Source organism: uncultured Pseudoflavonifractor sp. (genome assembly GCF_944387275.1).
In the GTDB taxonomy this organism is placed as follows: domain Bacteria; phylum Bacillota; class Clostridia; order Oscillospirales; family Oscillospiraceae; genus Pseudoflavonifractor; species Pseudoflavonifractor intestinihominis.
Genome location: NZ_CALXEG010000008.1, coordinates 24,976 through 45,738, shown reverse-complemented (window position 1 = coordinate 45,738; position 20,763 = coordinate 24,976). Strand labels below are relative to the sequence as shown.

Genomic DNA, 20,763 nt, shown 5'->3' with positions numbered 1-20,763 from the left:
TTTCTAAAAGGCGCGGGGCTTCCCCCGCGATTTGGGACAAATTCTGACACCTTTGCATATGTTCCGCGTTCCGCGGTTATACTGCCGGACGCAGGCGGGCGCCGCTCCCTCTCTCGAAGGGCGCTCAGCCGTTGTTCAGCAGGGTCAGACGATCATTGAGCCCGGACGTCCAGCTGACCTGTTCGTCCCGGGTGATGAACACAGCCTCCACACCGTCCAGAGACTCCACAAACGCCGTCCCATCCTCCAGGCCCATGGCAAACACGGTGGTGGAGAGGGCGTCGGCGTCAAAGGCGTCGCTGGTGAAAATGGTGATACCCGCCAGCTCGTTCTGCACGGGCCAGCCGGTGGAGGTGTCCAGAATGTGGTGGTAGCGCACGCCGTCCAGGTCAAAGCCCCGCTCATAGATGCCGCTGGTGACCACAGCGCTGTCGCTGACCGGCACCACGGCGATGCTCTCGCCGGTGGTGGAGTCGGGGTCCTGGATGCCGATGTTCCAGTCGGAGCCGTCGGGCTTGGAGCCGATGGCCAGCACGTTGCCCCCGAAGTTGAGCATGCCGCAGGTGATCCCCCGGTCCTCCAGGAAATCCTTGATGCGGTCGGTGATGTACCCCTTGGCGATGGCGCCAAGGTCGATGGTCTCCCCCGCGGGGAGCTGGACGCCCTCGTCGTTCACGTCCACCTTGGTGTAGTCCACGTGGGACGCGGCCTCGGCCAGTTCGGCCTCGTCGGGCAGCACGCCCATGTTGTCGCCGGTGAAGTCCCACAGGGCCACGCAGGGCTCGATGGTGATGTCGAACTTGCCGTCGGACAGCCTGGAGTACTCCAGGGCCTTCTCGATGATGTCCCGGGTGTCCTGGCTGACGGCCACCCGCTCCCCGTTGGCGTGGTTGATCTTCCAGACGTCGGAGCCCTCTTTGGTCTTGCTCAGCAGGTCGTCGTACCGCTGGCACTCGGCGATGGCGTCGTCCAGGATGGACTCGTCGTTGGTGTAGGCCTCAATGGTGATGACAGTATCAAAGAAAAAGCCCACCCGGCTCTGCTTGGAAAGGCCGGTCTCCACAGCGGGGGAGGTGGTGGGCGCCGCCGAGCCCTCAGCGCTCTGGGGCTGGCAGCCGGTCAGCAGGCCCGCGGCCAGCACTCCGGCCAGAACGGCGGCAATGGTACGGTGTTTCATTTATGTTCCTCCTGGGGGTGATCCTGTTTGGGTTCCTTGCCCGGCATGGACACGTGCTCCATCCCCGAGGCCTTGAGCCCCTGGATGGCGTACTTGCCCGCAATGCCGGTGAGGACGCCGGTGACCACGGCGGCCACCAGCAGGAAGGGCACATAGCCCATGAGCGCGGCGGTATTGACCATGAACGCGGCCACGGCGGTCTGGCCCACGTTGTGGAACACGGCGCCCACCACGGACACGCCGATGATGGACACGCCGCTGCCGCCCAGCTTCTTGACCAGCAGCATCATCACCAGGCTGCACAGTCCGCCGCCGAAGCTGAACATCATGGCGGACACGCCGCCGTACATCAGGCCGGACAGGCCCACCTTCAAAATCATAAGCAGCCAGGCGCTTCTGGCGTCCAGCAGGTAGATGGCATAGAGCAGCACCGTGTTGGCCAGACCCAGCTTGATGCCGGGGATGCCGCCGGGCATGGGGATCAGGTGCTCAATATAGCCCAGCACCACCGCCACCGCCGTCAGCAGGGCCATGCGGGTCAGCCAGCGGACCGCCTGATGGCTCCCCCGCCGGCTCACGTGGTCTCCTCGCTGGCCAGACGCAGCTCAATGGAGATGCCGTTGGGCAGACACACGATCCAGTTGCGCATGGGCCGGGTGTCCACGTTCTCCTCGGTCATGGTGCCCTGGTCCACGCAGTCCTGGTTCTCACAGGTGGAGTCGGCCATGTACACCTTGCCGTCCTTGATCTGGATGTGGTTGACCATGCCGTTGCCCTGGTCGATCTCGATCAGCTTATCCTCGCTGAGGGGGTCGGCCTCATAGAGCGCGTCATTGACGTAGATGTAGACAAAATCCTCTACAGTATTCTCACGGGACTGGAACAGGTTGACTGCCATAAACGCGGCAAAAGCCACGACCAGGACCGCCACAATAATGATGATGTCGCGTTTCTTCATGGAAGTGCTGTCCTCCAAGCATATGTTTGTTTGGGCATGATAAAGTACCCGCCAAAGCGAGCTGTAATAGTATACCGCGACTCGGCAGGATTCGCAAGCAGTTTAGACAAGATTTGTTCACTTTTCTTGCGCTCTTTTCCCATTTTCACCACAATGCCTTTGTTTCCGGCAAAAAACGTGCCTGCTTTGTGAAATTTATAGCAGAATCAACAGGAAGGCCGGGAACAGTTTCCTTTTTCTGGGTAATTCCGCTTCCGCGCTTGACAAACATCTGTTCTAATGTCATAATATTCGTACAAACGTTCTTACACTTTGGAGGGCTGTGCCATGGAGCTGATGGACAAGCTGACCATACTCACCGATGCGGCCAAATATGACGCCGCCTGCACCTCCAGCGGGCTGGACCGGGCGGGCCGGCCCGGCGCCATGGGCTCCACCATGGCCGCCGGATGCTGCCACTCCTTCTCCGCCGACGGGCGGTGCATCTCCCTGCTGAAGGTGCTGCTCACCAACCGCTGTATCTACGATTGCCAGTACTGCGTCAACCGCCGCTCCAACGACGTGAGCCGGGCGGCCTTCACGCCCCGGGAGCTGTGTGAGCTGACCATGGGCTTTTACCGGCGCAACTATATTGAGGGCCTGTTTTTGTCCTCCGCCGTGTGGGGCAGCCCGGACAGGACCACCGAGCTGATGATCGAGACCCTGCGGCTGCTGCGGGAGGAGTACGCCTTCGGCGGATACATCCACGCCAAGGCCATCCCGGGGGCCGACCCCCTGCTCACCCACCGGCTGGGCCTGCTGGCCGACCGGCTCTCGGTGAACATCGAGCTGCCCTCGGAGCAGTCCCTGGGCCTGCTGGCCCCCGACAAGGCCAAGGCCTCCATCCTCACCCCCATGGCCCAGATCCGGGACGGCATCGCCGCCTCCAAGGGGGAGCTGGCAGTGTACCGGAATGCGCCCAGATTCGCCCCGGCGGGACAGTCCACCCAGATGATCGTGGGGGCCACGCCGGAGACAGATTTTCAAATTCTGAGACTCACCGAGGGGCTGTACAAGAAATACCGGCTCAAGCGGGTGTTCTTCTCCGCCTATATGCCGGTGTCGGACAGCAAGCTCCTCCCCGCGCCCCAGGGCTTCAAGCCGCCCCTGCTGCGGGAGCACCGGCTTTACCAGGCGGACTGGCTGCTGCGGTTTTACCACTTTGAGGCCGGCGAGCTGCTGGACGAGGCCCACCCTAATTTCAACCCCCTGGTGGACCCCAAGTGCTCCTGGGCCCTGGCCCACCCGGCCTTTTTCCCCGTGGAGGTGAACACCGCCGACTACGAGGCCCTGCTGCGGGTGCCCGGCATCGGCGTCACCTCGGCCCGGCGGATCCTCTCCGCCCGGCGGTGGGGGGCCCTCACCTTCCAGGGGCTCAAGAAGCTGGGGGTGGTGCTCAAGCGGGCCCAGTACTTTCTCACCTGCTCGGGGAAAACGGCGGAGGGCCTGCGGGTGAAGGAGGACGGCATCCTCCGCCACCTGGTGGCCCTGGAGCGGCCTATGCTCTCCCGGGAGGCCCCCGAGCAGCTGAGCCTGTTTGAGGAGACGGGATAATGGGAAACTACGACATGACGGGCTGGCCCCAGGTGGCCTACACCTACGACGGCACCTTTGACGGCTTCCTCACCTGCGTCTACGAGAGCTACGTCCACCACGAGCGGGCGGCGGCCTTCTCCGCCCCCGGCCAGGCCCAGCTCTCCCTCTACCCCGAGCGGCCGGTGGACACCCACCCGGACCACGCCCGGCGGGTGCGGCTCTCCCTGCCCCGCCGCCTGTCCCCCCAGGGGGCCCGGCTGGTGACATACGGCTTTCTCACCGCCCTGCCCGACCGGGAACAGAGCCTGTACGACTTTCTGGCTCTGGGGTTCCAGCGGGGGCCGTCGGTGCTCCACGACCTGACCGACCAGCGGGTCTTTACCCTGGACCGGGCGGTGCGCTATCTGACCGGGGAGGCCCATCTTTTCAAGGGCTTTGTCCGCTTCTCCGACCAGAGCGGGGTGCTGACGGCGGAGATCGAGCCCGAGAACCGGGTGCTGCCCCTGCTGCGGCCCCACTTCTGCGCCCGGTATCCGTCGGAGGCCTTCGTCATCTACGACCGCACCCACCGGGAGGCCCTGTTCTACCGGCCGGGGCAGTGGGCCATCGTGCCCCTGGCGGACTTCCGGGTGGCCGGGCCGGACAGGAGCGAGCGGGACTGGCGGGCTCTGTGGCGGCGGTTTTACGACACGGTGGCCATTGAGGGCCGGTACAACCCCCGCTGCCGCATGACCCACATGCCCAAGCGGTACTGGGGCTGCATGACGGAGTTCCAGACCGACCAGCCGGAGAACTCAGCCGCCCTGTCCAGCGGAGCGGGCGGCCCATAACACAAAACCGGGGACCGGAGCAGCCCGCTCCGGTCCCCGGTTTTTACATGTTACTCCTCGTCCCAGTCGGCGTAGTCGTCGTACTCAGAGTGGCAGCAGCAGGCCCTCTTTTCGGCGATTTTGTCCCGGGCACAGCCCAAAAACGCGGAAATCTTGTCCCAATAGGCGATGACGCAGCAGGCAGCGGCGGCCACTACCATGCACACAGCCACCAGTTTCAGCACGAATTGGACGACCTTTCTCATGTCTGTCGCCTCCTGTTATGAAATGATGGTAATAGTGTACACGTTTTTTGGCCAAATTACAATGACCTGTACAAACTTTTTCCCTTGTATTTTGGACAGAAATAGAATAAAATATAGGAACGAATGAGAAGAAACCAGCTGCCTCACGGCAGTCATTCCCCATAGAAAGGAAGGATCCCCATGAAGCTGCAGACCGAGAAGGGCGAGATACGCATCAGCAGCGATGTGTTCAGCAACATCACCGGCGCCGCCGCCACCAATTGCTACGGCGTCAAGGGCATGGCCGTGCGCTCCACCACCGACGGGCTGGTCCATCTGCTGCGCAGAGAATCTATGGCCAAGGGCGTCAAGGTCCGCTATCACGACGACTCCACTGTCTCCATCGAGCTCCATATCATCGTGGACAACGGCGTCAACCTGACGGCTGTGTCCCGCTCCATCATGAGCGAGGTCAAGTACGTGGTCAGCCGCACCACCGGCGTGGAGGTCCGCAACGTGGACGTCTACATTGATTCCATGGTGATCGGCTGAGCACCCGCTCCGCCGGACATGTATGACAGAAAGGAACATCGACATGAGAGATACCATTGACGGGGCGTCGTTTCAGCGGATGGTGATCCACGCCGCGGCCTCCATCAATTCACGCAAACAGGAGATCAACGAGCTCAACGTTTTCCCTGTGCCTGATGGCGACACCGGCACCAATATGTCCCTGACCATCTCCACCGCCGCGGCGGAGATGAAGAAGAAGGCCGCCGCCACCGTGGGCGAGGCCGCCGCCATGAACGCCTCCGCCCTGCTGCGGGGCGCCCGGGGCAACTCCGGCGTGATTCTGTCCCTGCTGTTCCGGGGATTCTCCAAGGCCGTGAAGGACAAGGAGACCATCGACGGCCGGGACCTGGCCGTGGCCCTGGACTGGGGCGTGGCCGCCGCCTACAAGGCGGTCATGAAGCCCGCCGAGGGCACCATCCTCACCGTCTCCCGCCTGGCCGCCGCTCAGGCCGCCGCCACCGCCCGGGAGAACAACAGCGTGGAGGGCGTCCTCCAGGCCGCCATCGAGGAGGGCCACATCGCCCTGGACAACACCATCAACCAGAACCCGGTGCTCAAGAAGGCCGGCGTGGTGGACGCCGGCGGCAAGGGCTTCCTGGTGATCCTCCAGGGCATGCTGGACGAGCTGCGTGGCGAGCCCATGCCCGAGAGCGGCGATGAGAACGCCCCCGCCGCCCCCAAGGACCGGGCCGACTTTGAGAGCTTCTCCGCCGAGGAGATCAAGTTCGGCTACTGCACCGAGTTCATCTGCGCCCGGGACAACAAGAAGAAGGACCCGGAGGCCCTCCGGGGCTTCCTCAACGCCCTGGGCGACTCCCTGGTGCTGGTGGAGGACGACGACATCATCAAGGTCCACGTCCACACCAACCACCCCGGCAAGGTGCTGGAGGAGGCCCTGACCTACGGCGCCCTCCAGACCGTGAAGATCGAGAACATGCGCAACCAGCACAGCGAGATCCTGGAGGAGGCCGCCCAGGCCGCCCCCGCCCAGGAGGAGCACAAGGTGGCCGCGCCGGAGAAGCCCTACGGCTTTGTGGCCGTGTGCGCCGGCGAGGGCGTGTCGGCGGTGTTCCGTGACCTGGGCGCCGACGGCATCATCAGCGGCGGCCAGACCATGAACCCCTCCACCGAGGACATCATGCGTGAGATCGACAAGACCCCCGCCGAGGTGGTCTTTGTCCTGCCCAACAACAAGAACATCATCATGGCCGCGGAGCAGTGCATCCGCCTGGTGGAGGGCAAGCAGGTGGTGGTTCTGCCCAGCAAGACCGTGCCCCAGGGCATCTCCGCCATGCTGGCCTTTGACCCGGACAGCTCCGTGGAGGAGAACACCGAGGCCATGTCCGAGGCCCTCAAGCGGGTGAGCACCTCTGAGATCACCTATGCCGCCCGGGACTCCGACTTTGACGGCTTTGCCATCAAGCAGGGCGACTATCTGGCCCTGGCCGAGCACCAGCTCTTCGGCACCGATCAGGACATCTATGCCCTGCTCCGCCGCCTGGCTGAGGCCCAGCCCCAGCAGGACGCCGAGTTCATCACCGTGTTCTACGGCGAGGACGTCCAGGAGGCCGACGCCCAGAAGGCGCTGGCCATTTTCCAGGAGGCCTGCCCCAAGGCGGAAATCACCCTCCTGGCCGGCGGTCAGCCCGTGTACTACTACATGATCTCCGCCGAATAAGATTCCAGATACAGCGCCAAAGGGGCGGCCGTCAGGCCGCCCCTTTTTTGCATTCCGGCCGGTGCTCCGGCCTGGCTTTTTCGTTTGTGAAATATCTATCGTGTATGTTACTTTTTTGACCTATATTGTCTTATTTTTCGCAATATACGGTTAAAAAATAAACTTATTTCAAAACTATTGACTTCTCTGGAGAGACAGTTATACTTAAAGCAAGGACAGATAAGAATAAAACGGTATCAACATTCACCCGCCGTGCGGGATCTGCCCCATTATTTTTAACGAAGGAGAGGCGTTGAACATGGGAAGTTACGTGATGGCGGAATCCGCTGAAGTTTGCAGCGCGCCCCAGCTGGAGGCGGAGGTCCTGGTCAGTGCTGACGCCGGTGTAAGGCGGAGAAGCGCCGTCCTCACCGGCGCCATGGCCCGGCGGATGGGGATCTACCTGCTGGGCGTTCTGATCCTGGCCGTAGGCAATACCCTGAGTACCCGGGCCCAGCTGGGCGTGTCCCCCATCATCTCCCCTGCCTACGCCATCTCGGAGATCTGGAACATCGACTTCGGCGTGGCCACCATGGGGGTGTACATGGTCTTTATGACCGTGCAGTTCATCCTTCAGGGCAGGCGCACCCGCAAGCTGGACCTGCTGGAGATCCCCTTCTCCCTGGTGTTCAGCTTTATGCTCAACTTCTTCACCGGCGCCTTTGACCGCCTGGCGGTGCCGCTGGGGCTGGACACCCCCGCCCTGTGGCAGAAGATCGTCCTGCTGGCTGGCTCCGTGGTGTGCACCGGCGTGGGAGCGGCCATGATCGTGGCCATGGACCTGGTGACCAGCCCGCCCGACGGCATGGCCCGCGCGGCCGGTGTGGCCATGGGCAAGGGCCTGGGCCTGGGCAAGAACACGGTGGATGTGGCCTGCGTCATTGTGTCGGTGTCCCTGTGCCTGCTGGCTGCCGGCCACGTGGTGGGCATCGGCGTGGGCACCCTGGTGGCCATGGTGGCCATCGGCCGGTGCGTGGCCCTGTTCAACCGCCTGGCCCTGGAGCCCATGCGGAAGGCGGCCGGCCTGTGGCCCGCCTGTCCCGCCGGCGCCGAGTGCAACCTGAACCACAAATAAGCATAAAAAAGTCCCGCAGAAGAGGCTGTCTCTCCTGCGGGACGATTTTTTGCTCTTTTACAGCACCTTGGACAGGAAGTCGATGGTGCGCTGCTCTTTGGGATGGGCGAAAAAGGCGTGGGGCTCGTTCTGCTCCAGGATGTGGCCGCCGTCCATGAACAGCACCCGGCTGCCCACCTCACGGGCAAAGCCCATCTCGTGGGTGACCACCACCATGGTCATGCCCTCGTCGGCCAGCTCCTTCATCACGTCCAGCACCTCGCCCACCATCTCGGGGTCCAGGGCGGAGGTGGGCTCGTCGAAGAGCATCACCTTGGGCTTCATGGCCAGGGCCCGCACAATGGCGATGCGCTGCTTCTGGCCGCCGGAGAGCTGGGCGGGATAGGCGTCCGCCTTTTCCGACAGGCCCACCCGCTTGAGAAGCGTAGTGGCGATGTCGTCGGCCTCGGCCTGGCCCATCAGCTTGGTGCGCACCGGGGCCAGGGTGATGTTCTTCCGAATGGTCATGTTGGGGAACAGGTTGAAGTGCTGGAACACCATGCCCATCTGACGGCGCATCAGGTCGATGTTGGTCTTGGGGGAGGTGATCTCCGTGCCCTCAAAGGTGATGGTGCCGCTGGTGGGGGTCTCCAGCAGGTTCAGGCAGCGGAGGAAGGTGGACTTGCCCGAGCCGGAAGGCCCGATGATAACCACTTTCTCCCCCTGCTCGATGTGCTCGGTGATGTTGTCCAGGACCAGGTGGTCGCCAAAGGACTTGGACAGATTTTTAACGTCGATCACTTTGACGCAGCCTCCTTTCCAGCTTGCCCTGGAGCCAGGTGAGAATGATGACCACCACCAGATACATGATGGCGATGCCGATGTAGGGGGGCATATAGTCGAGGGTCCGGCCTGCGATACGGGACGCCCGGTAGGTCAGCTCGGCCAGGCCGATGGTGTTGACCAGGGAGGTATCCTTGAACAGGGTGATGAACTCGTTGCCCAGAGCGGGCAGGATGTTCTTGAAGGCCTGGGGGATGACGATAAAACGCATGGTGTCCAGGTAGCCCAGGCCCAGGGACCGGCCCGCCTCGCTCTGGCCCACGTCCACGCCCATCAGGCCGCCGCGAACGATCTCCGCCACGTAGGCGCCCGAGTTGATGCCCAGGGCCACCACGCCCACCATGAACTTGTTGCGGCTGGATGCAAAGATGACAAAGCCCCAGATGAGGATCTGGACCAGCATGGGGGTGCCGCGGATGACGGTGGTGTAGATCTTGCAGATCACGTTGAGAAAGCCCAGGAAGACGTTCTTCCGCCGTCCGGGGCGCTGCTGGTCGTGGGCAGTGCGGATCACGGCCACCACCACGCCCAGCACCACGCCCACGATCAGGGCCACCACTGTCAGCTCCAGCGTGGTGAGCAGGCCCTGAAGGTAGAGCTGCCAGCGGTCGCCCTCCACAAAAGCCGCGTGGAGCCGGGGACCCAGCTCAATGACCCAATTGGTCAGATCTTGAAACACAAAATCCCTCCTTGTTCTTACTACGGGAAAAAAGGGCGGCCTGGAGAGGCCGCCCTTTTTCGGAATTTCTTTACTCGGCGGTGATGTACTTGTCCACGATGGCCTGGAAGGTGCCATCAGCCTTCAGCTCGTCCATGGCGGAGTTGATGGCGTCCAGCAGGGCGGTGTTGCCCTTGGCCACGCCGATGGCGTACTCTTCCTCCACCCAGGGAGTCTCCAGGATCTTCAGGCCCTCGTACTGCTCCACAAAAGCCTTGGCGGGCTCGTTGTCGATGATGACCGCGTCGATCTGGTCGTTGACCAGGGCCATGACGGCCAGGGCGCCGCTGTCATAGGCGGTGACGTGGTCCTCGCCGTAGCCGCCGTTCTCGGGGGTGTCGGAGGCGTAGATATAACCGGTGGTGGCGGCTTGGCAGCCGATCATGTCGGCGTTGGCCAGATCATCGATGGTCTGGATGGGGGAGTCCTCCTTGACGATGACCACCTGCACGCCGGTGGCATAGCTCTCGGAGAAGTCCATGACCTCCTCACGCTCGTCGGTGACGGTGATGCCCGCCATGGCAATGTCGCTCTGGCCGGTCTGTACGGCGGTGAGGGCGGCGTCAAAGCCCATGTCGTCCACAACCAGCTCCAGGCCCAGCTTCTCGGCGATGGCCTGGGCCACCTCCACGTCGATGCCCTCAAAGCTGCCGTCATCGGTGGTCATCTCGTAGGGGGGGAAGGTGGCGTTGGTGGACATGTGAAGCTTGCCCTCCTCCACGGTGGTGAAGGAAGCGGTCTGCTCGCCGGAGGGCTGGGCGCTCTCGGAGGGAGCGGTGCTGCCGGAGGGGGCGGGGGAACTGGTGTCGCCGCCGGTGGGGGCGGTGCCGCAGCCGGCGAGCAGGGAAAGGCTCATGCTGGCGGCAAGGGCAAACGCAAGAATCTTCTTCCAGGTTTTCATATTCATTCTCTCCTTAAAATCCTTCGGGATTTTTGATTGACTGGATTATACACCCCATGCAGGGATAAAGCAAGTATTTTTTGAATTTTTGTGGGTTGCATTCAAATGAGACTGAATGAATATTCAATATAAGACATATTGACCATTCAGACCGCCGGCCAGAGCCAAAATCGAGCGCCAGATGCGTCCGAATGGGGCTTTGACAGAGAGAAGGGGGGCTTTGCAGGCGGTCAAGTACAAAAAAGCGCGGCGCCGCATCTGCGGCGCCGCGCCTGTAAGGCTCAGTCAAAGCCCAGGCCGAAGTAGCCCGAGCGCTCCTCGCCCCAGGTCTGACGCAGGTCCTCCCGCAGCCACTTGACCATGGCAAAGGGCTGGATGTAGCTTCCAGGCAACCCGTCCCACAGGGCGGGGGTGCGGATAAAGTACCGGTCGGCCTGGAGTTTCTCCTTTATTAAGGATAAGCCTCCCTCCATCAGGGTGGGCGGGATGAGCAGTTCCTTGATGGCAAGGCTGCTGTCGCTGGTGTACTCGGCGGCGGCGCAGCCCTCCCGGCCGTCGATGACCACCCGGTAGAGCCCGGCGCCGCTGAGCCGGGAGGCGCCCTCCTGGAAGGCCAGCAGCTTCTCGCCGTAGCGGGCGTGGAAGACCCCGGAGAGCAGCCGCTCCCGCAGGGCCCCGTAGGCGGCGGCGTCCATCTCCTCCAGACTGCTCCCCGCCGGAGAGGGGGGCACCATGCTCTCCAGCAGCTCCAGCTTCCGGGTGGAGAAGCACTCGCCGAAGCCCACAGTCTCAAAGAACTTGAACAGGCTGGCCTCGGCGGGCACCACGGTGATGCAGTCCACATTCCGCTCCCGCAGGTACAGCTCCACGTACTGGAGCAGAGCACGGCCATACCCCTGCTTGCGGGCGTTGGGGTCGGTGGCCAGGGCGTACACATAGGCCGAGGTCAGCGTCTCCCCGTTGGGCAGGGACAGCTCCAGGGGCATCAGGGCCAGCATGCTGCACAGGACCCCGTCCTCGGTCAGGATCATGATGTCTTCCGGCTTGGCGCAGGTCTTGTAAAAGAGGTCGATATACGCCTCGTCATCGCCAAAGGCCACCTTCCACAGGGCCTTCTGCTCCTTCAGCTCCTCCGCTCTGGAGGGACGGATCTCTACCATAGTATCACCCATCTTTCTGATTGAATGCACGCCCGTTTCAGGGGGGTGCTTTGTGCCGTTATGCCTGCCAGACCGCGCTGTACTTCTCCACCATCAGGTCGGGGTAGTAGGACTCCTTGGCCTTCCGCAGGCCCTCCACGCCCATGTCGTCCTCCCGGTTCAGGTAGCGGACGTTGGGGTGGTGCTCCCGCACCCAGCGGGAGAACTCCCGGTTGATCATGGTATAGGCGCCCTGAAGCTCTCCGTAGGCCTTCTCGAAGTGGACGTCGTAGGTGTCGGAGGAGAGCATGTCGCCCATGGTGAAGGCCACCACCTCGCCGTACACCCGGATGAGTCCGCCCTCCAGACCCAGCGCGTGGTAGTGTTCCATGGCCAGCCGGAGGGCCCGGCCCTCGTCGCCCAGGTCCCGCTCCTCGGCGGCGCCCTCCCGGATCATGCTCCGCCGGTACCACTCCTTATCCATCTCCAGACACTCGGCCAGACTGTCCGGGGTGATGGGCTCGTAGACCCAGGAGGGGTTGTTCTCCAGGAAGCGGTTGATGTGGTTGCGCTTTCCGTGGAGCTTTTTGCCGCTCAGGTCGGCCAGGCGGTCGATGTCATAGAGGTAATCCCAGCCGTCCCGGTCGGCCTCGAACTGGAACCGGCCGGGGAACAGAGTCTCCAGTTCCTCGGTCTGCTCCTTGGTGAGGCACACCAGCCGCAGAGGCTGGCCACGCTCCTCTGCGTCGGCCCGCAGGGCGTCGATCACCGCGGCCCGGTCCCCGCTGCCGGCGGGGTAGAGGTAGCTGCACCCCAGGCCGCCGCACAGATGCACCAGGAGGAAGTCATCCAGCCGGGCCACCTGGTGGTGGTAGGCATCCTTCCAGGTGTAGAGATTGGTAAAATTATATTCGCAGCCCCGGTAGTCGGAACGGCTGAGCAGCTGGTCCATCCAGCCCTTGTCGGCCAGTTGGGGTATTTGGAAGTCTATCATAGAATATGTGCGCTCCAATGCTAAAGATTATGTGCCGGCTTTCCCGACACTTACATTTTATTGTACCACATTTCCTAGTAGGAAACAATGAATTTGTGTACCGGAGCGTATTTTTTTACCGCCGGATTCCGACAGGCGGCGTTGGCGCGGGCAAAAGAATTGTGAACTTTTTCACGCGATACAGAGGCAAAAAAGAAAAGAATGTGAAGAAAATAACTCTGCTTCACAGGGAGAGAAAAGTGTGCTATGATGGGGCAAAGGAGGGAGCGTATATGACAGTTGTCCGAAAGTTCCGCAGTGCAGAGGAGCTCCGCTGCCTGCGCCGCATGGCCTGTTCCGTCCCCGAGGAGGTCATGCTCCGGGAAACAGATGGAGACGTGCTGGCTGACGCCAAGTCCCTCATCGGCCTCTTTGCGCTGGACTACTCCCGCCCCGTCTGCATCGTGACCGAATCCCAGGAGCTGCTCTCCCAGCTGGACTATCTGGACGAGGAGGCCAAGTGCGCGTCTTTCTGATTTAAGGACGAGCTAAAATGCTGCAATTCTGAGGCTTACTTCCAGATTAATGAAAGACAAAGCCTGAAATAGAGAACAAGATGTTTCTTAACTGAAAAAATACCGGATAATAAGACGTAATGCAGCGCTTAACCTGCACTGAAGATTGTGGAAAGCGACCATTGATTCAGACAAGCCTCCAATGGTATACTGAGGATGCCTAAAGGAGGTGACCTTAAATGGTTTTTGAAGCAAAGTTCGATTCCTTCAACGAGATTGCCGAGGTGCAGAAGCTGGCCCAGGCAGTGGAAGAGCCGGTGTTTTTTGAGTCCGAGGACGGCTCTGTGCGCATTGACGCGGGGTCCTTTATCGGTCTGTTTGTGCTGGACTTCTCCAAGCCGGTCAAGGTCGTCACCGACTCTGTGTATGTGATTCGCCGCCTGGAGCTGGCGAGCAGAGCGAAACTGGCGGCCCAGAAGGTATAAGCGCCTTCTCGCAATAAAAAAATCAAAGTGCGGCGTACTGCGGAAGCGGTGCGCCGCCTTTTATATGCAAAGGGTCCCAGGATGCAAGCCTGGGACCCTTTGCTGTTACTCTGCGCGGAAATAGACGATGCCGGTGGCGCCGGGGCCGGCGTGGGTGCCCACGACGCTTCCGATGTCGCTGGTAAAGACGGTGGCGCCGGCGATGGCGTCGGCGAAGAAGGCCTGGCACTCGGCCATGGCCTCTGGGGCGTTGGAGTGGCCGAAGCCCACAGGCAGGGACAGGTCGGGGGCCTCCTTCTCCATCCGCTTGGCGATCCACTGGAAGGCGGCCTTCCGGCCCCGGGCCTTGCCGATGCCCTCCACCAGGCCGTTCTCAATGGTGATGATGGGCGAGATGCCCAGCAGGCCGCCCACCACAGCGGTGGCCGTGGAGATGCGTCCGCCCATCTTCAGATACTTCAGGGTGTTCACCACGGCCAGCAGGCGGACCCGGCCCGTCAGAGCTTCCAGCCGGGCGGCGATCTCCCCGGCGGACAGCCCCTGATCCCGCAGGGTGGCGGCTACCTCCACCAGCAGGCCCAGGGCAAAGGTGACGGTGCGGGAGTCCACGATGTGGATACGGTCCTCACCGTCCACCATGTCCCGGGCGATGAGGGCACTCTGGCAGGTGCCCGACATGGCCCCGGAGATGAAAATACCCACGATCTCGTCCCCCTGGTCCAGGTACTTCCGGAACAGGTCGGCAAAGACCTCCGGGTTGATCTGGGAGGTGGTGGGCAGGGCCTCCGCCTTGGACAGCCGGTCGTAGAACTCCGCGTTGGTGATGTCCACGCCGTCCCGGAAGATCTCCTGGCCAAACTGGACCGAGAGAGGGATCACATCCACCCCTATGGCCTCCCGGCGCTGGGGGGAGAGATCGCTGGTGCTGTCGGTGATAATACGGATCATTTCAAATACCTCCTGCTGCATTTTGGCAGCATTGCAATGTACATCTGAGAAAAACGGCCTTACGCCTCTGCCTCGGCCTCGGCGCAGGCGGAGAACATCTTCTCCCGGAAAAACAGGGACACCCGCCCCAGCGCCCGGACAAAGACCTGGGCCTCCTCCTGGGTGAGGAAGCTGAGGAGATTTTCCACCATCTCCTCGTGGAAGCGCTCATGGGCGCGGTTGGCCTGGCGGGCCTTCTCGGTGGGGAGAATGCGCACTACCCGCTTGTCGTGCTCATCCCGGCAGCGGATCAGATAGCCCTTCCGCTCCAGCAGAGACACCGCCGTGGTCAGTGTGCCCGCGGTCACCCGCTGGGCCGCGGCAATGGCGGTGGCCCGGTTGTCCAACCCCTGGTCCTCCGCGCGGCAGACCTCTTCGATCAGATGGAGCTCCCGGAGGGACAGCTCCTTCTTTGAACTGGAGAGGGCCAGCTCCTCGGTTTTGAGAATATCGTGAAACACCTCAACCAGAAAGCGGTTGAGCTCCTCACGGTGCTGGTCCACGGCAGTCGCCTCCTTTTTAAAAATGTGTAGAATCAGGCCGCTATTACTGCTCAATAGCCATTATATAGAGCGGAATGTATGAAAGTCAAGCGTGTTTTGAAAATCAAACTAAGTAACCGTCATAGCCCGGCCGCCTGCCGCATAAAATTCCCCCAGGAAGGGATGGGATACGGATGAAAAGGGACAGGCACAGCGGGATTCAGTGGGGCCGGGTGCTCCGGCGGAGCGCGGCGCTGCTGATGGTGACGGCGGCGGTATGGGCGCTGCTGACGGCGGCGGGGGCGGGAGCGGCGGCCGAGGCCTTCAAGGCCATGGGAGAGGACGGCAGCCTGGTGTCCGCCCTGCTGCGGGCGGAGCTGGGAGAGGTGGAGGGAGCCGGGGGCCCTTTTGATACCCTGGACCAGTGGGGCCGGCTGGTGGTGGGCCAGTCGGTTCTGCTGCGGAGCAACGGGGAGGCGGTGGCCCGGCAGCTGGCCGGGGACGCCTATGAGGGGGCGGAGCAGACGGAGCAGGAGGACCCGGCAGAGCCCTCCCCCACCCCGGAGGCCGAGGACCCGGAGGACCCGGCCAATCTGCCCGCGGTCACCACCGCGCCGGACGACATCGTCCCCCGCACCCTGGTGCCCTCCTCGGGCAGCGGGTATACCCAGGCCGACGGGGTGTACATCTACAATCCCACCGGCCTGGACATCGACGCCGCCGCCCTGGCGGCCGCGCCGGTGAACATCACCCTGGGGGACCCGTCGGAGCCCCAGATCCTCATCATGCACACCCACGCCACTGAGGCGTACACCCCCGACGGCACGGACGTCTACGTCCAGACCGACAACAGCCGCACCCTGGACAACACCCAGAACATGGTGCGCATCGGGGAGGAGATGAAGGAGGTCTTTGAGGAGATGGGGCTGTCCGTGGTCCACGACGAGACCCCCTACGACTACCCCCAGTATAGCGGGGCCTATTCCCGCTCCGGGGCGGGGGTGGAGGCGTACCTGGAGCAGTATCCGTCCATCAAGATCGTGCTGGACGTCCACCGGGACGCCCTCATCGGGGAGGACGGCACGGTCTACAAGCCCCTCACCACCGTGGACGGCCAGGACACCGCCCAGGTCATGCTGGTCATGGGCAGCCCGGAGGGGGGCGACTACCCCCGCTGGATGGAGAATCTGACGCTGGCGATGAAAATTCAGAAGAGTATGAACACCCTCTACCCCACCCTGGCCCGGCCCATCACCATGCGCAGCAGCTCGGTGTACAACCAGGCGCTGACCAACGGCTCCCTGCTGGTGGAGGTGGGGGCCCACGGCAACACCCTCCAGGAGGCCATCCGGGGCGCCCGGCTGTTTGCCCGGGCGGCAGGGCAGGTGCTGCTGGAGCTGGAGGAGACGGAGTAGATCCGGAAAGGGGGGATTGGAGAAAGCCCGGAGGACCGCTGAGATCCTCCGGGCTTTTTGCGTCTGATATTCAGAAAGTGCCGCAAGCGCTGCCCGGTAGTCCGGCAGGCCGGAGCTGGGCCGGCGGCGGAAGGGGACGAAATGCCCCTCTGCCGCGGCTGTCCCGGCCCTGCGGCGTTCTGCGTGTCAGCGCCGGTATGGGGTAATGGCCACCTTGACGCAGCCGTCCAGGTGGTGCTCAAAGATGTCATACCCGTGCATGATGTCGTTGAGTGGCATGGTATGGGTGATGAGGGGGCGGCAGTTGAGCTTTCCCCCCTCAATGAGCTTCATCAGCACATCGTTGTGGCAGGCGTCCACACCGCCGGTCTTGAAGGTCAGGTTCTTGCCGTACATCAGGTGGAGGGGCAGGCTCTGGGCCTCCTCGTACATGGCCACCAGGGCCACCACGCCGTTGGGCCGGGCCACCTGCCAGGCGGTCTGGAAGGTATCCTTCCCGCCCGCCGCCTCGATGACCGCGTCGGCGCCCCGCCCGCCGGTGAGGCCCTTTACCACGGCCGCCAGGTCCTCTGTGCTGGGATTGACCGCCACGTCGCACCAGCCGTTTTTCCTGGCAAAGTCCAGCCGCTCCCCAATGGGGTCCACCGCCACGATACAGGCGGGGCCGAAGAGCCGGGCGCTCATCATGGCGGTGCAGCCCACCGGTCCGGCGCCCAGCACCACCACGGTGTCGCCCGGCCTGATCTCGGCCAGCTCAGCGCCGAAATAGCCGCTGGGCAGGATGCAGGAGAGCATGATCACGTCCTCATAGGCCAGGCTGTCGGGGATGACGGTCAGGCCGTTGTCGGCAAAGGGCACCCGGACGTACTCGGTCTGGCAGCCGTCGATGCGGCAGCCCAGCTCCCAGCCGCCCTCCACGCAGTTGTTCACAAAGCCCCGCTTGCAGAACCAGCACGCACCGCAGAAGGTCTCCACGTTGGCGGCCACCCGCTGGCCGGGCCTGATTTTTTTGACTGCGTCGCCCACGGCCACCACCTCGCCGGCAAACTCGTGGCCCAGGATCACGCCCTCCCTGGCCCGGGGGACGACGCCGTTGCGGATGTGGAAGTCGCTGGTACAGATGCTGGACATGCCCACCCTGACGATGGCGTCCCGGGGGTCCAGCAGGGTGGGGACGGGCCGCTCCTCAAAGCGGAGGTCCCCCTTGCCGTGGTACACCACGGCCATCATGGTCCCGCTCACGTCGCCTCACTCCTCTCCTGTTGGCCGGACATCTCTCCGGGCGCTGTATTTTGGGCGATCAGATCCAGAATGGTCTGCCAGGGCAGCACCTCGGCGCAGTAGTTGACCTGGAGCAGGTTCAGGCCGAACTCGTGCTCCACCTGGGTGGTGGAGTCCACGCAGTCCTCCGCCACCAGGATGCGGTAGCCCCGCTGGAAGGCCTCGATGGCGGTCTGGGCCACGCAGACGTGGGTCCGCCAGCCGGTGAAGATGATGGCCTCGGTGCCCAGCTTTTTCAGGGTGGCCTGGAGTTTGGTGCCGATAAAGGCGTTGAAGTAGTTCTTTTTCAGCACATAATCCCCCTGGGCAGGGGCCAGCTGGTCGATGATCTGGGCGCCCCAGGTGCCCTCCAGGCAGTGGTCGGGCCAGATCTCCAGCTCGGGGTCGTTGCGGTGGTGGGAGTCCCGGATGTAGATGACCGGGATGCCCATGGCCCTGGCCCGCTCCAGCATGGCCTTCAGGGGCTCTATGATGTTGCAGATGCGGCGGCAGGACATGGACCCGCCGTCCAGAAATTCGTTCTGCATGTCCGTGCTCACGATGGCGTACCGGCTGCGGTGCTCCGCGTCCCGCACCTTGTCGCCGATAGCGCCCCGGCAGTCGTTCTCCCGCAGCACCCGGTCCAGGGTGTCCCGCACCCGCTCCAGCTCCCGGATCTGGTCCTCCACGTCAAAGAGCTGGCGCTTGAGATAGCTGCGCAGGTCCACATCCGGGTCGTTGAGCATGGCGTCGATGTCCTCCAGAGAGAACTTCTGCTCCCGGTAGAAGTGGATCTGGTGGAGGCGGGCCACGTCCTCCTCCGAATAAAGCCGGTATCCGGCCGGCGAACGCTCCGCCGGCCGGATCAGACCGATTTTCTCATAGAAACGAATTCCCTTGACGGTGAGGCCGGTCTCGTCGGCCGCTGCCTTGACGGTCAGCATTCGCGTCCCCCTCCTCTGCCGTCCGGAATGGCCGCCTGGCGGCGGCAGAGTGGGTTACAGCCGGTCAAGAATGGTGTTGCTGTCGGTGACGGCGCCGAAGTGGGTCTCAATGTCCCACAGGGAGGACTCCTGCTCCCGGGGTCCGGTGGCCCGGACGCAGTCTCTGGGCACCACCACCTGATAGCCCCGGAAGAAGGCGTCGTGGCAGGTGGAGCGGACGCAGATGTTGGTGACCACGCCGGTGACCACCACGGTCTTGCGGCCCAGCTCCCGGAGCACCAGGTCCAGGTCGGTCTGGTAGAAGCCGCTGAAGCGGCGCTTGGGGATCTGGTAGTCCTCGGGCTGGGGGGCCAGCTCGTCGATGACCTTGCCGCCCCAGGTGCCCTCGATGCAGTGGGGGGCGCGCTTGTCGAACTCCTTGTCGTACTTGCCCGCCCGGTGCCAGTCGTTGATGAAGATGATGGGCAGCTTCTTGGCCCGGAAGGCGGCGATGAGCCGCTGGGTGGGCTCCACCGTCTCCATGCCCTCGGGCAGCACCATGGCGCCGCCCTCCTTGCAGAAGTCGTTGACCATGTCCACAATGAGCAGGGCGGGGTCGGTCAGTTCGTAGTTGGAGCCGTCGTCCACAAAATGTTCTGCAAAGCCTTTCATAAATTTAAAATCCTTCCTTTCGCGTGTGGTTGAGGTGAAATTAAGCGCGAGTCTTCACCCCGCTGCCCATGATGGCGCCCAGCACCGCCTTGACCACAAAGGCCACGATGATACCGTTGACCACGGGCATGCCGAAGGGGATGCGGGTGACGATAAAGCCCAGAATCCAGGCGATAAAGCCGGCGATATTGACAGTGGGCAGTTCCGCCTTGTCGGGGTCGGGGTAGTCCTGCTTATAGGTCACCAGGAAGTCGGCAAAGAAGATGCCGCCCAGCGGGGGCACGGTGGCGGACAGAAAATCGATATAGGAGCCGAAGTAGTTGTAGAAGCCGATGATGGCGAAGATAATGCCGATGACGCCGAAGCCGATGACCAGCCAGGTGCGCTTGGCCTTGGGCACCACGCTGTTGAGGGTCATGGAGCCGGAGTAGACGCAGCCCTGGGCAGTGGACCAGATGTTGAGCACCAGCACCAGGAAGGCGGGGGCCAGCAGGCCCTGCATGGACAGCATGATGGCCACGTCGGGGGTGCCGGTGACCACGGAGCCGATGGCGCCGGAGAGGAGCATAAAGGTGTTGCCCAGCATCAGGGTAATAATCATGACGATAATGGCGGAGCGGATGCTCTTGGAGAAGCGCATGATGTCGGGAGTGAACATGACGGCGCCCACCGCGTAGGAGCCCACGCCCAGGCCCACGGCGTAGCTGTAATCAATGGGCTTGGCAGGGACAATGCTGTTCATGCCGACAATGCCGCCGGCGTCGTTGACTGCAATGACCATAGAGATGATGCCGAAGATAATGATGAGGGGCACGGCAATGTTGCTCAGCCAGGTCATCCACTTCATACCCCGCATGGCGGTAAAGGTCATGCCGATGCCGCCCAGGATGGCCACGGGAATGATGGGGACTATGGGGAAGAGGGTATTGGTGGTCTGGCCGATGAGGTAGGCGTCAATGGAGAACCAGCCGATAGTGGTGACCACCACAATGGCCACAGGGACGTAGGTGCCCGCCTTGCCGAAGGAATACTTGCTCAGCAGGCCGGTGCTCATGCCGGTCTTGGCCGAGATAACGCCCATGGCGCAGGCCAGCACCGCAAGAATTACGCTGCTCAGCAGCGTGGCGGTGACGGTGTCGGTAAACGTCAGGCCCACGCCCATGCTGCCGCCGGCCTGCATGCTGGTGACCACGAACACATAGCCCAGGGAGACGGTCAGCAGGCTCAGGGCCGACCTCCGGGCCGATTTGGGAACGCGCGCGTTGCTGTACTCATCGCTGCTGTCAGCCGCGGTGGTCTCGGGGGTTTTCGCTGCGGTGTCTTCCTTTTTCACACAAACACA

General features: G+C 62.9%; 23 protein-coding genes. 8 read left to right on the top strand and 15 right to left on the bottom strand.

What is annotated here, in order from left to right; translation table 11 throughout:
- Positions 1-124: 124 nt before the first annotated feature.
- From Q0K23_RS03530 to Q0K23_RS03520, 3 genes are read right to left on the bottom strand one after another with little or no spacing between them, the layout of a single operon-like run.
- Positions 125-1,177: an FAD:protein FMN transferase gene (locus tag Q0K23_RS03530; RefSeq protein ID WP_294517926.1), complete on the bottom strand. Its 1,053-nt coding sequence runs from the start codon at positions 1,175-1,177 to the stop codon at positions 125-127.
- Positions 1,174-1,755: a Gx transporter family protein gene (locus Q0K23_RS03525; protein WP_294517924.1), complete on the bottom strand. Its 582-nt coding sequence runs from the start codon at positions 1,753-1,755 to the stop codon at positions 1,174-1,176. The genes Q0K23_RS03530 and Q0K23_RS03525 overlap by 4 nt, the downstream gene beginning before the upstream one ends.
- Entirely contained in the window at positions 1,752-2,135 is a 384-nt protein-coding gene (locus Q0K23_RS03520) for a NusG domain II-containing protein (RefSeq protein ID WP_294517923.1), read from the bottom strand. Before Q0K23_RS03520 ends, Q0K23_RS03525 begins: the two co-directional genes overlap by 4 nt.
- Before the next feature lie 327 nt (positions 2,136-2,462).
- Between Q0K23_RS03520 and Q0K23_RS03515 the strand changes: the two genes are divergently transcribed.
- Together Q0K23_RS03515 and Q0K23_RS03510 are read left to right on the top strand one after the other, a co-directional pair.
- Complete coding sequence (locus Q0K23_RS03515) at positions 2,463-3,728, top strand: putative DNA modification/repair radical SAM protein (RefSeq protein ID WP_294517922.1); 1,266 nt, start codon at positions 2,463-2,465, stop codon at positions 3,726-3,728.
- A complete protein-coding gene (locus Q0K23_RS03510; protein ID WP_294517921.1) occupies positions 3,728-4,540 on the top strand; it encodes a TIGR03915 family putative DNA repair protein in 813 nt (270 codons plus the stop codon). The genes Q0K23_RS03515 and Q0K23_RS03510 overlap by 1 nt, the downstream gene beginning before the upstream one ends.
- Positions 4,541-4,590: 50 nt before the next feature.
- Here Q0K23_RS03510 and Q0K23_RS03505 read toward each other — a convergent pair whose 3' ends face one another.
- Positions 4,591-4,785: a hypothetical protein gene (locus Q0K23_RS03505; RefSeq protein ID WP_294517920.1), complete on the bottom strand. Its 195-nt coding sequence runs from the start codon at positions 4,783-4,785 to the stop codon at positions 4,591-4,593.
- 180 nt (positions 4,786-4,965) lie between these two features.
- On the opposite strand from Q0K23_RS03505, the gene Q0K23_RS03500 reads away from it, so the two are divergent.
- From Q0K23_RS03500 to Q0K23_RS03490, 3 genes are all read left to right on the top strand, one after another.
- Positions 4,966-5,316 (top strand): Asp23/Gls24 family envelope stress response protein, encoded by a 351-nt coding sequence (locus tag Q0K23_RS03500; RefSeq protein ID WP_294517919.1) that lies wholly within the window; start codon positions 4,966-4,968, stop codon positions 5,314-5,316.
- Between the two features lie 43 nt (positions 5,317-5,359).
- Entirely contained in the window at positions 5,360-7,015 is a 1,656-nt protein-coding gene (locus tag Q0K23_RS03495; protein WP_294517917.1) for a DAK2 domain-containing protein, read from the top strand.
- A gap of 298 nt (positions 7,016-7,313) precedes the next feature.
- Positions 7,314-8,129 carry a YitT family protein gene (locus Q0K23_RS03490; RefSeq protein ID WP_294517916.1) on the top strand — a complete coding sequence of 272 codons (816 nt, stop codon included), beginning with the start codon at positions 7,314-7,316 and terminating at the stop codon, positions 8,127-8,129.
- A gap of 57 nt (positions 8,130-8,186) precedes the next feature.
- On the opposite strand, the gene Q0K23_RS03485 is transcribed toward Q0K23_RS03490, so the two are convergent.
- From Q0K23_RS03485 to Q0K23_RS03465, 5 genes are all read right to left on the bottom strand, one after another.
- A complete protein-coding gene (locus Q0K23_RS03485) occupies positions 8,187-8,909 on the bottom strand; it encodes an amino acid ABC transporter ATP-binding protein (RefSeq protein ID WP_294517914.1) in 723 nt (240 codons plus the stop codon).
- Positions 8,896-9,630, bottom strand: a complete 735-nt coding sequence (locus Q0K23_RS03480) for an amino acid ABC transporter permease (protein WP_294517911.1) — start codon at positions 9,628-9,630, stop codon at positions 8,896-8,898. Before Q0K23_RS03480 ends, Q0K23_RS03485 begins: the two co-directional genes overlap by 14 nt.
- A gap of 70 nt (positions 9,631-9,700) precedes the next feature.
- Positions 9,701-10,570: a transporter substrate-binding domain-containing protein gene (locus Q0K23_RS03475; protein ID WP_294517908.1), complete on the bottom strand. Its 870-nt coding sequence runs from the start codon at positions 10,568-10,570 to the stop codon at positions 9,701-9,703.
- 281 nt (positions 10,571-10,851) lie between these two features.
- Complete coding sequence (locus tag Q0K23_RS03470; RefSeq protein WP_294517905.1) at positions 10,852-11,730, bottom strand: GNAT family N-acetyltransferase; 879 nt, start codon at positions 11,728-11,730, stop codon at positions 10,852-10,854.
- A 58-nt stretch (positions 11,731-11,788) separates the two neighbouring features.
- Complete coding sequence (locus Q0K23_RS03465) at positions 11,789-12,703, bottom strand: DUF2156 domain-containing protein (protein ID WP_294517903.1); 915 nt, start codon at positions 12,701-12,703, stop codon at positions 11,789-11,791.
- A 272-nt stretch (positions 12,704-12,975) separates the two neighbouring features.
- On the opposite strand from Q0K23_RS03465, the gene Q0K23_RS03460 reads away from it, so the two are divergent.
- A complete protein-coding gene (locus Q0K23_RS03460) occupies positions 12,976-13,218 on the top strand; it encodes a hypothetical protein (RefSeq protein ID WP_294517900.1) in 243 nt (80 codons plus the stop codon).
- A gap of 218 nt (positions 13,219-13,436) precedes the next feature.
- On the top strand, positions 13,437-13,682 hold the full coding sequence (locus tag Q0K23_RS03455) for a hypothetical protein (protein WP_294517898.1): 246 nt from the start codon (positions 13,437-13,439) through the stop codon (positions 13,680-13,682).
- Positions 13,683-13,787: 105 nt separating this feature from the next.
- On the opposite strand, the gene Q0K23_RS03450 is transcribed toward Q0K23_RS03455, so the two are convergent.
- Together Q0K23_RS03450 and Q0K23_RS03445 are read right to left on the bottom strand one after the other, a co-directional pair.
- A complete protein-coding gene (locus Q0K23_RS03450) occupies positions 13,788-14,630 on the bottom strand; it encodes a DegV family protein (protein ID WP_294517896.1) in 843 nt (280 codons plus the stop codon).
- Between the two features lie 59 nt (positions 14,631-14,689).
- Entirely contained in the window at positions 14,690-15,172 is a 483-nt protein-coding gene (locus tag Q0K23_RS03445; RefSeq protein ID WP_294517894.1) for a MarR family winged helix-turn-helix transcriptional regulator, read from the bottom strand.
- Between the two features lie 173 nt (positions 15,173-15,345).
- On the opposite strand from Q0K23_RS03445, the gene spoIIP reads away from it, so the two are divergent.
- The gene (spoIIP, locus tag Q0K23_RS03440; RefSeq protein ID WP_294517892.1) at positions 15,346-16,566 is read left to right on the top strand and encodes a stage II sporulation protein P; all 1,221 of its coding nucleotides are present in this window, start codon (positions 15,346-15,348) and stop codon (positions 16,564-16,566) included.
- Positions 16,567-16,752: 186 nt separating this feature from the next.
- On the opposite strand, the gene Q0K23_RS03435 is transcribed toward spoIIP, so the two are convergent.
- The 4 genes from Q0K23_RS03435 to Q0K23_RS03420 are packed head-to-tail and all read right to left on the bottom strand — an operon-like array spanning position 16,753 to position 20,754.
- Positions 16,753-17,808, bottom strand: coding sequence for an alcohol dehydrogenase (locus tag Q0K23_RS03435; RefSeq protein ID WP_294517890.1), 1,056 nt, complete (start codon positions 17,806-17,808; stop codon positions 16,753-16,755).
- Entirely contained in the window at positions 17,805-18,770 is a 966-nt protein-coding gene (locus tag Q0K23_RS03430; RefSeq protein ID WP_294517886.1) for an isochorismatase family protein, read from the bottom strand. Before Q0K23_RS03430 ends, Q0K23_RS03435 begins: the two co-directional genes overlap by 4 nt.
- 54 nt (positions 18,771-18,824) lie before the next feature.
- Positions 18,825-19,421 carry a cysteine hydrolase family protein gene (locus Q0K23_RS03425; protein ID WP_294517884.1) on the bottom strand — a complete coding sequence of 199 codons (597 nt, stop codon included), beginning with the start codon at positions 19,419-19,421 and terminating at the stop codon, positions 18,825-18,827.
- A gap of 40 nt (positions 19,422-19,461) precedes the next feature.
- Entirely contained in the window at positions 19,462-20,754 is a 1,293-nt protein-coding gene (locus Q0K23_RS03420; protein WP_294517882.1) for a cytosine permease, read from the bottom strand.
- Positions 20,755-20,763 lie beyond the last annotated feature (9 nt).

Excerpts from the sequence above, each read along its gene's own strand:
- Q0K23_RS03530 (WP_294517926.1), bottom strand. The coding sequence starts at position 1,177 with ATGAAACACCGTACCATTGCCGCCGTTCTGGCCGGAGTGCTGGCCGCG.
- Q0K23_RS03520 (WP_294517923.1), bottom strand. The coding sequence starts at position 2,135 with ATGAAGAAACGCGACATCATCATTATTGTGGCGGTCCTGGTCGTGGCT.
- Q0K23_RS03515 (WP_294517922.1), top strand. The coding sequence starts at position 2,463 with ATGGAGCTGATGGACAAGCTGACCATACTCACCGATGCGGCCAAATAT.
- Q0K23_RS03510 (WP_294517921.1), top strand. The coding sequence starts at position 3,728 with ATGGGAAACTACGACATGACGGGCTGGCCCCAGGTGGCCTACACCTAC.
- Q0K23_RS03505 (WP_294517920.1), bottom strand. The coding sequence starts at position 4,785 with ATGAGAAAGGTCGTCCAATTCGTGCTGAAACTGGTGGCTGTGTGCATG.
- Q0K23_RS03500 (WP_294517919.1), top strand. The coding sequence starts at position 4,966 with ATGAAGCTGCAGACCGAGAAGGGCGAGATACGCATCAGCAGCGATGTG.
- Q0K23_RS03495 (WP_294517917.1), top strand. The coding sequence starts at position 5,360 with ATGAGAGATACCATTGACGGGGCGTCGTTTCAGCGGATGGTGATCCAC.
- Q0K23_RS03490 (WP_294517916.1), top strand. The coding sequence starts at position 7,314 with ATGGGAAGTTACGTGATGGCGGAATCCGCTGAAGTTTGCAGCGCGCCC.
- Q0K23_RS03475 (WP_294517908.1), bottom strand. The coding sequence starts at position 10,570 with ATGAAAACCTGGAAGAAGATTCTTGCGTTTGCCCTTGCCGCCAGCATG.
- Q0K23_RS03470 (WP_294517905.1), bottom strand. The coding sequence starts at position 11,730 with ATGGTAGAGATCCGTCCCTCCAGAGCGGAGGAGCTGAAGGAGCAGAAG.
- Q0K23_RS03465 (WP_294517903.1), bottom strand. The coding sequence starts at position 12,703 with ATGATAGACTTCCAAATACCCCAACTGGCCGACAAGGGCTGGATGGAC.
- Q0K23_RS03460 (WP_294517900.1), top strand. The coding sequence starts at position 12,976 with ATGACAGTTGTCCGAAAGTTCCGCAGTGCAGAGGAGCTCCGCTGCCTG.
- Q0K23_RS03455 (WP_294517898.1), top strand. The coding sequence starts at position 13,437 with ATGGTTTTTGAAGCAAAGTTCGATTCCTTCAACGAGATTGCCGAGGTG.
- Q0K23_RS03450 (WP_294517896.1), bottom strand. The coding sequence starts at position 14,630 with ATGATCCGTATTATCACCGACAGCACCAGCGATCTCTCCCCCCAGCGC.
- spoIIP (WP_294517892.1), top strand. The coding sequence starts at position 15,346 with ATGAAAAGGGACAGGCACAGCGGGATTCAGTGGGGCCGGGTGCTCCGG.
- Q0K23_RS03430 (WP_294517886.1), bottom strand. The coding sequence starts at position 18,770 with ATGCTGACCGTCAAGGCAGCGGCCGACGAGACCGGCCTCACCGTCAAG.
- Q0K23_RS03425 (WP_294517884.1), bottom strand. The coding sequence starts at position 19,421 with ATGAAAGGCTTTGCAGAACATTTTGTGGACGACGGCTCCAACTACGAA.